This window comes from Actinomycetospora soli, from assembly GCF_021026295.1.
Lineage (GTDB): Bacteria > Actinomycetota > Actinomycetes > Mycobacteriales > Pseudonocardiaceae > Actinomycetospora > Actinomycetospora soli.
Genome location: NZ_JAJNDA010000025.1, coordinates 47,875 through 59,915, shown reverse-complemented (window position 1 = coordinate 59,915; position 12,041 = coordinate 47,875). Strand labels below are relative to the sequence as shown.

Sequence of the window (12,041 nt, the reverse complement as noted above, 5' to 3'; positions counted from 1 at the left end):
ACGACGACGACGAGGAGGAGTACCGGGAGAACATCCTGCTCCGCGCCGTGCGCCGCATCGTCCCGGTCACCGAGGACTACCGCGGCGCCCGGCTCACCGTCCGCGAGGCGGGCCGACGGATGATCACCCCGATGCTCATGGTGATGATCGCCATCGGCCTGACCGACCTCCTGTTCGCCCTCGACTCCATCCCGGCGATCTTCGGGCTGACCAAGGACCCCTACATCGTCTTCACCGCCAACGCCTTCGCCCTGCTCGGCCTGCGCCAGCTGTACTTCCTGCTCGGCGGACTGCTCTCCCGACTGGTCTACCTGCAGTACGGCCTCGGGGTCATCCTCGCCTTCATCGGCGTCAAACTCGTCCTCGAGGCCCTGCACACCAACACGCTGCCCTTCATCAACAACGGACAGCCCGTCCCCGTACCACTGATCGGCATCGAACTCTCCCTCGCCGTGATCATCGGCGTCCTCGCCGTCACCACCATCGCCAGCCTCATCCGCACCCGGGCGGCGCAGGACCGCGACCTCGAATCCGTGTGAGCCCGGCCGAGGGTTCACGGCGCACCCGCCCCACGGATGGCACCCTCGATGGCGTGATGGTCGTCGGGACGGAGCGTGGACACGGGTGACCGCGGTCCTCGACCGTCTCCGCTCCGGCGGGGACGGGGGCTCGCCCCCGCCGATCCGGTCCGTCCGGATCCGGCGGTGGGCCGTGGTCGCCCTGGTGGCGGCACTCCTCGTCGCCGTGCCCGCCGTGGTCGCGGCGTGGCCGGTGTCCACCGCCGAGGTCTCGCCCAGCGAACTGCGCGACCGGGCCGCGGCCTCCGGGGAGCTGCCCTGGAGCGGGTACGCCGAGGCCTCGGGCGGGCTGAACCTGCCCGACGTCGCACAGTTCTCCGACGTCACGACGCTGCTCTCGGGCACCTCCCGCCTGCGCGGCTGGTACGCGGCGCCCGACCGGGTGCGCGTCGACCAGCTGTACCCGGCGGGGGAGCGCAGCCGGTACACGACGCCGACCGGCCAGGTCGTGTGGGACTACGGGGCGCAGCTGCTCACCTACGTCCGCCGCGACCCGTTCGTGCGGCTCCCGCGCCCGGACGACCTGCTGCCACCGCAGCTCGCCCGGCGCCTGCTGTCCGGCACGCTGCCCGAGGACCCGGTGTCCGCCCTCCCCGCGCGCCGCGTGGCCGGGGTGGACGCGGCGGGGTTCCGGGTGACCGTCGCCGACCCGCGCACCACGGTGGGCGCCGTCGACGTGTGGGCCGACCCGGCCGACGGGCTCCCCGTCGCCGTGGAGGTCCGGATCAAGAACACCGCCGGCACCCTCGCCGCGGGACCCGTCGTCGGGACCCGCTTCCTCGAGCTCGACCGGGAGACGCCGGACCCGGCGCTGCTGCAGGTGCAGCCGACGCCCGGAGTGGGCGTGACGCGCAGCCCGACGTCGGACCTGTTCGGCGTGCTCGGCCGCGGCAGTCCCGACGCCGTCCCGGCGGCCGTCGACGGGGTCGACCGGGTGGCCCCGCAACGCGGGTTCGCGGCGATCGGGAAGTACGGGTCGACGCTCTCGCAGCTCATCGTGGTCCCGCTGCCCGCCGACATCGCCGGGTCCCTGCTCGACAACATCGACGACGCCGGGTCCGCCGGCCGCTCGATCAGCGTCACCCCGCCCGAGAACGCGCTCGGTCGGACGGCGAACGCGACGGCGGGTGCGCTCGAGTCGCCCCTGCTGCGTCTGGCCGTGCTGCGCGTGGGCAACCGGGCGTGGGCGGTCGGTGGCCTGGTGCCCGACGACGTCCTCGACCGTGCCGTGGCCGACATCGCCGATTCCGCAGGAGCACCGTGACCAACCTGGGCGAGCGCAGCGACGGGAACGGCGGCGGGGCACGCCGCTCGACCGCCGGCACCGGCGTCCGCACCCCGAGCGAGCCCGTGCCCGCGCAGCGGGCCCGGCCGCTCCCCGGCCCGCCGGTCGCCACACCGCTGGTCATCGAGACCCGCGGGCTCACCAAGCGCTACGGCACCCGTGCCGCCGTCGACGACGTCGACCTGCACGTCGCCGAGGGCGACCGCTACGGCTTCCTGGGCCCGAACGGCTCGGGCAAGACGACCATGGTGCGGATGCTGCTCGGGCTCGTGTTCGCCACCCGCGGCGAGATCCGGGTGCTGGGCCACGAGGTGCCGCGCGAGGTGCACCAGGTGCTGCCGCGGATCGGCGCGATGGTCGAGGGTCCGGCGGCGTACGGGCACCTCTCGGGGCGCGCGAACCTGGATCTGCTCGACGCCTCCGGGCCGGGCCCGCGGGCCGGTCGACGACGGCGGGTCGGGGAGGCGATGGAGCGCGTCGGCCTCGGTGGGGTCGACCGACGTCCGGTCCGCACCTACTCGTTGGGCATGCGGCAGCGGCTCGGGCTGGCCGGGGCGCTGCTCTCCCGGCCGGATCTGCTCATCCTCGACGAGCCCACCAACGGCCTCGACCCGCACGGCATCCGGGAGATCCGGGAACTGCTCATCGAGCTGAACCACGAGGGCACCACCGTGTTCCTCTCCAGCCACCTGCTCGCCGAGATCGAGGCACTGTGCACGCGCGTCGGGGTCGTCGACCGGGGCCGACTCGTCCTCGAGGAGCCGCTCGACGCCGTCCGGCGCCGCACCGGGCGGGTCGTCCTGACGACGCCCGACGCCGACCGTGCGGCCGCCGCGCTCGGCGGGGCCCTGGTCGACCGGACGCCGGAGGGTGCGCTGATCGTGACGCCCGCCGACGGCGACGGGGCCGCCGGTCTCGCCCGCCACCTCGTCGGCGCCGGGGTGCGCATCGACGCCCTGGAGCCGGAGACCGTCAGCCTGGAGGACGTCGTCGTGCGCATCACCGGTCCCGGGAGCGACCGCGCATGATGGTCGTCGAGCTGCGCAAGCTGTTCCGACGGCCGCGCACCTGGGTGACGATCGGGCTGTTGTGCCTGCTGCCCGCGATCGTGGCGGTGTTCCTGGCGTCCACCCGCATCGCACCGCCGCCGGGGCAGGGTGCGGCGTTCCTGTCCGCGGTGCTGGAGTCCGGGTCGCTGTACCCGGCCGCCGCGCTGGCACTGGTGCTGCCGATCTTCCTGCCGGTCGCGGTGGCCGTGATCGCGGGCGACACGGTGGCGGGGGAGTCCGGCGCCGGGACCCTGCGCTACCTGCTCGTCCGCCCCGTCGGCCGGACGAAGCTGCTGCTGGCGAAGCTGGTGTCGGTCGTCGCGTTCGTCGTGGCGACGGTCGCGGCGGTGGCCGGCTCGTCGTACGTGGTGGGCGTGACCCTGTTCGGCGCCGGCGATCCGGTCGCCGTCGTCAACGCGATCCCGCAGATTTCGGGCCCGGGCGGCGGCGGGTCGTCGAGCTCGGCCGGGGGATCGGGTGGCGGGAGCGCGGCGTCGGCCCCGAGCGCCGGTGGTTCCGCCAGCGCGGCGGATCCGGCCGAGCCCGCACCCGCCGCACCCGGTGCCCCGTCGATCGGGACGCCCGGCGCCGACACCGGCTCGCCCACGCAGCTCGACCCGACCGAGGCGCGCGAGCGGGCGGCCGACTCGGTCGCGTCCCTGTCGGGCGACCCGCTCTCCCCGGCCGACCTCGCCCTGCGGCTGCTCGGGGCGATGGCCTACATCACGATCTCCATGCTCGGGGTCGGGGCGATCGCGCTGTTCCTGTCCACCGTGACCGCCTCCTCGTTGGGCGCCACCCTCGGTGCCCTGGCGGCGCTCATCACCTCGCAGGTGCTCGTCACCCTCGACGCCGCCGCCTCCGTGACCCCCTACCTGCCGACCCGCTACTGGCTCGCCTGGATCGACTTCTTCCGCGACCCGATCTTCCTGCGTGACATCCGCGCCGGCCTCATCGTCCAGGCCGCCTACGTCGTGATCCTCATGCTCGCCGCGTGGGCGAACTTCACGACGAAGGACGTCGCGCAGTAGTCAGCTCACGACCTGCCAGGGCCGGTTGTGTCGGGGTTGTCGGGTGGGGTCGAGCCATGTCGGGGGTCGGAACCAGGGCATGTGGTCGACCATGTCGACGTCCCAGCCGCTGTGGTGGACCAGGTCGTGGTGATACCGGCAGAGGCAGACCAGGTTGTCGGGTTCGGTGTGTCCGCCGTTGGCCCAGTGGATGATGTGGTGGATCTCGGAGTGCCGGGCGCGTCGGCGGCAGCCGGGGAACGCGCAGTGCCGGTCGCGGCGGACGATGGCGCGGGCGGTGGCGGTGGGGATCGAGCGGGTTTTGCGGCCGACGTCGAGGACCTCGCCCTTCGAGCCCAGCAGCATGGGGATGATGTCGGCGTCGCAGGCCAACCGCCGGGCGGTGTCGGGGCGGATCCAGGTGGAGTCACCGAGCAGCGCCAGTGCGGTGCTGGTGTCAGTGAGTTGTTGGCGCAGCGTCTCGTAGTCCAACGTGACGGTGAGGGTGACGCGTTCCCGCCCGGGTAGCGCCATGGTGTCGAAGTCCGGCGGGGTCCACGGCCGCCGTGGTGGCGACTCGCCCGGATCGGCCTCGGACTCGGGCTCGGGTGCCGCGTCGGAACCGGTGCCAGCGGCATCGGTTCCGTGGTCCTGCCCGGGCGCGCCGGGGCCGAACATCGAGGGCTCGTCGGCCTCGGGCTCGTCGGTGGCGGGCTCCGGTGCGCGGTTCGCGTCGGATCCGCTGCTGGTGGCATCGGCTCCGGTGTCGCGGCCAGCCGCAGGCTTGTCCGTGGCGGACGTTGCGGACGCGGTGGGCGCGGTGTTGTCGCCGTCGCCGTCGCCGTCGCCGTCGCTGTCGGGGGACGGCGTGTCCGCCTGCCCGGGGCCGGGGTGGGGGTCGGGTTCGTTGAGGCCGGCGTGGTGGCTGGCGGAGATCAGGTCCAACAACCCCGAGGCTTGCCGGGCCGGGAGGGAGCGGTCGGCCTCGTCGCGCGGGTCGTGCCCACGGTTCCCGTCGGCGGATTCCGGGGCTTCCCCGGTGTCGGGGTCGGCGACCACCGAGGACGCCGGAGCAGGCGTGGCGGCCCGGATCGCGTCGTCGAACAACGCCGCGGCGGCCCGTTCGCGGAGTACGAGTTTGGCGTGCAGGTCACCGTTGCGGCGCTTGGTGTAGCGCAACTCGTTGCCCGACGCGTCGTCGTCCTTCGGGGCCGCCCCGTCGGGGTCGAGCCGATCCGCGATCACCGTCGCCGCCGAGAACAACGCCTTCGGCGAATGCGTCGTCGCCAGCGCCGCGAGCTGCTCCTCGGCCGTCGCCAGCACCGCCGGCCCGAGGCCGGGGACCGTGCCGAGACGTTGCATGGTCTTGCGGATGATCTCGACGTGGTGCTCGTCGACCAGCCCGTCCTCGACCACCGCCGCCGTCGCGGGCAGATCCGCCGGTGTCGTGGCCCCGGTGGGGGTGACGGTCTCGCGCAGCGCGTCCGCCTGCCGCTCGAGCAGGCGCACCGTGGTGGGGTCCAGGCGCAGGTGGTCCTCGAGCAACCGCGACATCCGCCGGTACCCGGTCTCGTCAAGGACATCGCTGTCACGGATCGCGTTGATCGCCCGGTACAACCGGGCCCCCGCCAACCGTCGGGCCCGGACCGCGGCCGCGCCCTCGGCCAACAACGCCAACGACTCCGCCGACACACCCTCCCCAGAAGAAGGTTCAGCGGAGGAGACACCCGGAACGGCCCAGGCGGGCTCCGCCGCGAGTGGCGGCTCCTCCTCGTCGTGGAAGGAGTACGCCGAGATCGGCGCGAGGGCGTCCTCGACCGCCCACGCCGCGAGCTCCTCCTCGGAGAGCGGCACGAACGGCGGGTCGTCAGGCAGCGGCAGCCCCGTGTCGGGGTCCCACCCTGCCTCGATCGCCATGCACCCATCATCGAACACCAGTTCGAGAAGATCCAGAGTCCACTCGGAGCAACTTCGTCATCGCGAACGGATCAACGAGTAGCGTGCCCGCCCATGGCCGTCCCGCAGAACGGCGTGCTGGCCCTCGGCACGTCCTCGCACGCCTACCTCGAGTTCGACCGCCGTCACGGGGTCGACGCCGCCGCGCTGGTCCACGCGCTCGCCGAGCTCGCGGTCTCGGTCCGGACGACGGGCGCGGTCAGCCTCGTCGTGGGGGCCCGGCCCGAGCTGTGGGCCGAGGTCGCACCGGAGGACGCCCCGCGGGACGTGCACGGGTTCGACGAGCCGGTCACCGGGCCCGACGGCTTCACCATGCCCGCCACCCAGCACGACGCGGTGATCTGGGTGTCCGGCGGCAGCCGGTCGGTGGTGTTCGACGGGGCGACCACGGCGGTCGCGGCGCTGCGCGACGTGGCCGACCTCGCCGACGAGACCGACGCCTGGTCCCACCACCACGACCGCGACCTGACCGGCTTCGAGGACGGCACGGAGAACCCGCCCGCCGCCGAGGCGCCCGGGGTCGTCCTCGTGCCCGACGGCGAGCCCGGCGCGGGCGGGTCCGTGCTCCTGCTGCAGAAGTGGCGGCACGACGCCCGGCGGTGGTACGCCCTCGACCGCCGGTCGCAGGAGGACGTCATCGGCCGGACCAAGCCCGACTCGATCGAGCTCGCCCCCAAGCCCGAGAACGCCCACGCCGCGCGCACCGACCAGGACACCTACGGCCACATCTTCCGCCGCAACTCCGCCTACGGGGACACGTCCGACCACGGCACGATGTTCGTCGGCTTCTGCGCCGCGCAGGGCCCGCTCGCCGACATGCTCGACGCCATGGCCGGCAAGGACGGGCCCCGCGACGCCCTGACGCTCTACACGACCGCCCTCACGGGCGCCTACTACGTCATCCCCGCGGCCGACAGCCTCGTCCGGCTCGCCCCGGCCCCGGCGGGCTGACCGAGGAGCTCCGCCAGCGTCGCCGTCCCCAGCAGCTCTCCGTCCTTCCCGACGACGGGTGCTGCCGTCACGCCCGCGGTCAGGAGGCGGTGGCGGGCGTCGAGGAGCGTGTCGTCCGGCCCGAGCGTGACCGGGTCGTCGACCACCTCCCCGGACCGCCGCACCAGCCCACGCAGCCGCCCGTCGTCGTCGACGCGCAGCCGGAGGCGTCCGGACCCGTCCGTGTCGTCCCCGGGAACGGGAGCCATCACCTCGTCGACGAACCGCGTCGAGTGCGGGTCCACCTCGTACTCCCGCGAGAGGTGGCCACCGCGACGGGCGATCTTCTCGGTGAGCACCGAGCGCTTCAGCAGCAGCACCGACACCCCGTACGCCGTGGCGGAGGCGATGAGCAGGGGGAGCAGGGCCGACCAGGCGTGCGTGAGCTCCAGCGAGAACACGACCCCCGTGAGGGGTGACCGCATGACGCCGCCCACCGTCGCCGCGAGCCCGACCAGCGCCCAGAACCCGGGACCCACCGGCGGGAGGACGAGGCCGGCGAACGCACCCAGCGCCGCACCGATCATGAAGGTCGGCGCGAGCACCCCGCCGGACGTGCCGGAGCCCAGCGAGAGCCCCCAGATCAGCGACTTCACGACCAGGATCCCGACGATCAGCGACAGCGCCGCGTGCCCGGAGAGCAGGTCGCCGATCACGTCGTAGCCGACGCCCAGCGCCCGCGGCACGATCAGGCCGCCGATCCCGATGACCAGACCGCCGATCGCCGGCCACCACATCCAGTGCAGCCGCCCGCGGAGCAGCTCGAAGGCGTCCTCGGACCGGTAGACCAGGGCCGTCACCGCGACCGCGAGTAGCCCACCGAGCACCCCGATCCCGACGCTGAGCAGCTCCGCGGGCACGGCGATCCGCCAGCCGGCCGTGTCGACCCCGAAGATCGGGCCGGAGCCGAGCAGCGGGACGCGCAGGAGCGTCGCGACCACGACGGCGGCGGTCACGGGCAGGAAACTGCGCGGGCGCCACTCGAAGAGCAGCAGTTCGACGGCGAGCAGCACCGACGCGAGCGGGGCGTCGAACGTCGCCGCCATGCCCGCCGCCGCACCGGCGACCATCAGCGCCTTGCGCTCGTCGTCGGACAGCGTCAGCCGTTGCGCGACGAGGGAGCCGAGGGCGCCGCCGGTCATGATGATCGGGCCCTCGGCGCCGAAGGGGCCGCCGGTGCCGATGCTGACCGCCGCCGAGGTCGGCTTGAGCACCGCGACCTTCGGCTCCACGATGCTGCGCCTGAACAGGATCGCCTCGAGCGCCTCCGGCATCCCGTGTCCGCGGATCTTCTCGGAGCCGTAGCGGGCCATGACACCGACGACGAGCCCGCCCACCACGGGCGCGCCGAGCACCAGCCACCAGGGAGCACCGAGCGTCCCGGGATTCACGGTCGCCGTCGAGAACCGGCCGCCGAACACCGCGTTGGTGATCAACCCGATCAGGGACAGCAGGAGCCAGGCGGCCCCGGCGCCGAGGGCACCGATCGGGATCGCCCAGGCCACGATGACGCCGACGCGGGGCGTGAGGGTGAAGTCGGACAGGGGACCGGGCCGTCTCACGGGGTCATCAGCTCCACGGGGCCGGCGCCGAGGTCGGGGCCGGCGGCGTCTCGAAGGGCGGTCAGGGCGGCGGTGAGCGCGTGGCGCTGCTCGTCCGGGAGCCGGTCGACGAGGTCGGCGAGGGCTTCCCGACGACGGGTCAGCACCGTCACGACGAGCGCGCGGCCGGCCTCGGTCGGTTCCAGCACGACGACGCTGCGGTTGGCCGGGTCCCGACGACGGATCAGGTGGCCCGAGGCCTCCAGCTGGTCCGCGAGCCGGGTCACCGACGAGCCGGCGGTGCCGAGCCGCTGCGCGACGACCGTGCCCGGACTCGGCCCGAGCTCGTCGAGCACGAGCAGCAGGCGGAACGGGGGGAGCGACATGCCGAGGTCCTCGAGGGCCCGGCTCGCGACCCCGACGAGCAGCCGGGTCGTCGCCATGAGGGCGTCCACCGCTTCGTTCACGTACGCAACCATTGCGCAACGCAACGCTTGCGTCAGCTCGGTGTGGTGCCGATCATCGCGTGCCGACGAGGACCGGGCGCCCGACGCCCTCGGCCTGCAGCCGCGAGCAGTCGCCCGGCACGGGTACCGGGAGCGGCCGCGTGCCGAGGGCGCGCAGGGTCAGCCCGACCGCGAGACCCGCCGTCGGGAGCTGGCCGTGCCCGATGAGGATGCCGTCGCAGACCGCCTGGAGCCGGAGGGAGCGCACCCCGGGCAGGGCGGAGGAGTCGGGCGGGGTGACGGTGTCGTCCTGGTCGGTCCACAGCGAGAGCCACGGGACGTCCGGGCGGGGCTGCGCGGCGAGGCGGGCGAGCAGGGAGCTGCCGGGCGCGAGCTGCTGGCACGCCCGCGGGCAGGCGCCCGGCACGAGCGCGCCGCCGGCCGCGGCGAGCTCGGCGCCCTGCAGCGGGGAGCCCAGGGTGACCAGGCGCCGGATCGCGGGCGCGGTGGTCCCGGTCTGCAGGTACAGCCACGACGCCACCCCGCCCGCGGAGTAGCCGACGAGGTCGACGCTCGTGGCGCCGTCGTGGCGGATCAGGTCGCGCACCGCGTCGTCGATCGCCGCCGCCTGCGCGGCGAAGTCCCCCGTCCCGCCGTCGGGAAGGTTCACGACGACGGCGGGTCGGCCCACCACCTGCAGCCGCAGCGCGAGCGCCTGGAGGGCGGCGGTGTTGCCGCCGTAGCCGGGGACGAGGACGACCGGGCCCATGACGGCGGGGTCGGCCTTCGGCGGCACGGCGTACTCGCGGGCGACGGAGACGCCGACGAGCACCGCCACGGCCAGCACGATCGCCGCCATGACGAGCACGAACAGGCGACGGCGGGGAGCGAGGCCGCCGAGGGGCGCTCGTTCGGGCCACCGCGTCACGCCCTCCAGTGTGCCCATGATCGTGTGTGCTCGCGTTAGCGTGCGTCCCCGTGGAGCCCAGCGACGTCGCGCGCCTGTACCGGCGGATCGAACCCCTGCACTCGATGATCTACTTCGCGCCCGAGGTCGGGGAGGAACTGGCCGAGCTCGGCATCGAGCACCCGCGGGCCCAGTACTTCGCCCAGCGGTCGGCGGCGATGGGGGCGGTCGGCCCCGGGGTGGTCGCGGCGACGTACTACAACTTCAACCCTGCCCTGGTCGCACGGTTCGTCCCGGCGATCTGGATGTCCGCCTCGCCGGAGGCGGTGCTCAACGGCCGGCTGCGCGCCGCCGACCGGGCGCTGCGGCGGCTCCTCGGCGACGCCGTGTCCTCGCGGGAGTGCGAGCGGGCCGCGGTGCTCGTCCGGAAGGCCTCCGAGGCGTGCACCCCCGAGGGGCGCCCGCTCTACGCCGCGCACGCCGACCTGCCCCGGCCCGACGAGCCGCACCTCGCGCTGTGGCACGCGATCACCCTGTTGCGCGAGTACCGGGGCGACGGCCACCTGGCCGCGCTGCTCGGCGCCAGGGTGTCCGGGCTCGAGGCCCTGGTCCTGCACACCGCGACCGGTCGGGGCTTCCTGCCCGAGGTCGCCCAGGCCACGCGGGGCTGGAACGCCGAGCAGTGGGGCGAGGCCGTCGCCGGTCTCCGCTCCCGCGGCCTCGTGGACGCCGAACTCGGCCTCACCGAGGAGGGGGCGGCGTTCCGCGACGGCATCGAGGATGCGACGAACCGCACCTCGGCGGCACCGTGGGAACACCTGGGCGCCGACGGGTGCGCCGAGCTGGCGGACCTCGGCGGCGGGCTCACGAAGCGCCTGCTCGAGGCGGGCGCGTTCCCCGCCGGCGTGTTCGCGCCGGGGGCCGACCGGACGCCCAAGGGGTAGCGCCGGTCGGTCCGGGACCGTGCGGCCCGGCGTCCGCCACGACTCACGGCAGGCGCTGCGGGTCGCCCGACCCCACCTCCCCGTGCGCGCCGGCCCGCTTCGCGAGCCAGATGCCGCCGCCGATCACGAGCGCGCCCGCGATCAGCCAGCCGAGCGCTCCGAGCAGCCAGTGCACGAGCGGCAGGACCACCCCACCGAGCAGCACGAGCGCACCGATACCGACCAGGATCCACACCACGATCTTCATGAGGTCGATGCTCCGCCGACCTGCGCGCCACGGGATCGGGGTGCGACCCTGAGTTTCATGCGGGTCACCGTGGTGGGTGCCGGGATCGTCGGGCTGTCGACCGCGGACGCGCTGCTGCGTCGCGGCCACGACGTCACCGTCCTCGAGGCGCGCCGCCCGCTCGGCGCCCGCAGCGCCGGGACGTCGCGCGTCTTCCGGCTCGCGCACGGCGACCCCGAGCTGGTGGCCGCCGCGGTCGAGGCGCGCCGGCTGTGGGACGTCTGGTCCGAGCGCGCCGGACGTCCGCTGCTCGGCGGCGAGGGCACGGTCCTCTCCGGCACCCGCGTCGACGGCTGGGCCGCCGCCATGGCGGCCGCGGGCGCGGACCACGAGCGGGGCGACCCGCCGTCGGGAACCCTCGGACGCACCGACGGACCGGTGCTCCACGACCCGGCCGGGGGAGCGCTCGACCTCGCCGGCGCGGGCGAGCTGCTGCTCCGCACGACGAAGCCCCACCTGCGCCCCGGGCGGGTGGTCGACCTGGACGAGCTGATCGCCGACGCCGTCGTCCTCACGGCCGGGGCGGGCACGGCCGAGCTCGCCGCGCAGGTCGGCGTCGCGGTGCCCGCCGAGCTCTGCCACCACGTCCGGTTCTCGTTCCGGTTCCGCACGGCGCCGTCGACCGTCCCGCCCGCCCACATCGACGACGCGACCTATCAGCACCGCACCCCCGAGGGGACCTGGGCGATCGGGGGCCACCTGCCCGACGAGCTGACGACGACGGCGGCGCACTCCCTCGACGACGTCCGGCGGCGGTCCCGCGAGACGGTGACCGCCCACGTCGCCGAGCGACTGCCCGAGCTGGAGCCGGACCCGGTCGACGAGGTGACCTGCACGCCGACCGCGGGGGAGGGCGACGGGGTGCGCACGGCCCGCGTCGGGACGGTCCACGTGCTGTGGGGCGGCAACCTCGCGAAGTTCGCGCCGCTGCTCGGGGAACGCCTGGCTGCGGCGGTCACGGAGGACCACGTGGCGCACGCCATCGGTCCACCCGACGACCCTGCGGATCACGGTCGGTAACCTGGGAGGGTCCGGCACCCTGTCTGAAG

At 74.5% G+C, this 12,041-nt stretch carries 12 protein-coding genes; 7 read left to right on the top strand and 5 right to left on the bottom strand.

Annotation, left to right across the window (positions count from 1 at the left end; genetic code table 11):
• The 4 genes from LN037_RS27825 to LN037_RS27810 all read left to right on the top strand — a co-directional run.
• The coding region (locus LN037_RS27825; RefSeq protein WP_443611905.1) for a TerC family protein at positions 1-539 on the top strand (539 nt) is incomplete at its 5' end.
• 85 nt (positions 540-624) lie between these two features.
• The gene (locus tag LN037_RS27820) at positions 625-1,842 is read left to right on the top strand and encodes a hypothetical protein (protein WP_230759602.1); all 1,218 of its coding nucleotides are present in this window, start codon (positions 625-627) and stop codon (positions 1,840-1,842) included.
• Positions 1,839-2,891, top strand: a complete 1,053-nt coding sequence (locus LN037_RS27815; RefSeq protein ID WP_230759600.1) for an ABC transporter ATP-binding protein — start codon at positions 1,839-1,841, stop codon at positions 2,889-2,891. Before LN037_RS27820 ends, LN037_RS27815 begins: the two co-directional genes overlap by 4 nt.
• Entirely contained in the window at positions 2,888-3,943 is a 1,056-nt protein-coding gene (locus LN037_RS27810) for an ABC transporter permease (protein ID WP_230759598.1), read from the top strand. Before LN037_RS27815 ends, LN037_RS27810 begins: the two co-directional genes overlap by 4 nt.
• Here LN037_RS27810 and LN037_RS27805 read toward each other — a convergent pair whose 3' ends face one another.
• Entirely contained in the window at positions 3,944-5,839 is a 1,896-nt protein-coding gene (locus LN037_RS27805) for an HNH endonuclease signature motif containing protein (protein WP_230759596.1), read from the bottom strand.
• Between the two features lie 93 nt (positions 5,840-5,932).
• On the opposite strand from LN037_RS27805, the gene LN037_RS27800 reads away from it, so the two are divergent.
• Positions 5,933-6,829, top strand: coding sequence for a Dyp-type peroxidase (locus tag LN037_RS27800; protein WP_230759595.1), 897 nt, complete (start codon positions 5,933-5,935; stop codon positions 6,827-6,829).
• Here LN037_RS27800 and LN037_RS27795 read toward each other — a convergent pair.
• The 3 genes from LN037_RS27795 to LN037_RS27785 are packed head-to-tail and all read right to left on the bottom strand — an operon-like array spanning position 6,772 to position 9,783.
• Positions 6,772-8,430, bottom strand: a complete 1,659-nt coding sequence (locus tag LN037_RS27795; protein WP_230759593.1) for a chloride channel protein — start codon at positions 8,428-8,430, stop codon at positions 6,772-6,774. The genes LN037_RS27800 and LN037_RS27795 overlap by 58 nt on opposite strands.
• On the bottom strand, positions 8,427-8,876 hold the full coding sequence (locus LN037_RS27790) for a MarR family winged helix-turn-helix transcriptional regulator (RefSeq protein WP_230759591.1): 450 nt from the start codon (positions 8,874-8,876) through the stop codon (positions 8,427-8,429). The genes LN037_RS27795 and LN037_RS27790 overlap by 4 nt, the downstream gene beginning before the upstream one ends.
• Positions 8,877-8,928: 52 nt before the next feature.
• Positions 8,929-9,783, bottom strand: a complete 855-nt coding sequence (locus LN037_RS27785; RefSeq protein ID WP_230759589.1) for an esterase/lipase family protein — start codon at positions 9,781-9,783, stop codon at positions 8,929-8,931.
• Positions 9,784-9,833: 50 nt separating this feature from the next.
• Here LN037_RS27785 and LN037_RS27780 point away from each other — a divergent pair, with 50 nt between their 5' ends.
• Positions 9,834-10,706, top strand: coding sequence for an SCO6745 family protein (locus LN037_RS27780; RefSeq protein ID WP_230759587.1), 873 nt, complete (start codon positions 9,834-9,836; stop codon positions 10,704-10,706).
• 43 nt (positions 10,707-10,749) lie between these two features.
• Here LN037_RS27780 and LN037_RS27775 read toward each other — a convergent pair whose 3' ends face one another.
• Positions 10,750-10,953: a hypothetical protein gene (locus tag LN037_RS27775; protein ID WP_230759586.1), complete on the bottom strand. Its 204-nt coding sequence runs from the start codon at positions 10,951-10,953 to the stop codon at positions 10,750-10,752.
• Between the two features lie 57 nt (positions 10,954-11,010).
• On the opposite strand from LN037_RS27775, the gene LN037_RS27770 reads away from it, so the two are divergent.
• Positions 11,011-12,012: an NAD(P)/FAD-dependent oxidoreductase gene (locus LN037_RS27770; RefSeq protein WP_230759584.1), complete on the top strand. Its 1,002-nt coding sequence runs from the start codon at positions 11,011-11,013 to the stop codon at positions 12,010-12,012.
• Positions 12,013-12,041 lie beyond the last annotated feature (29 nt).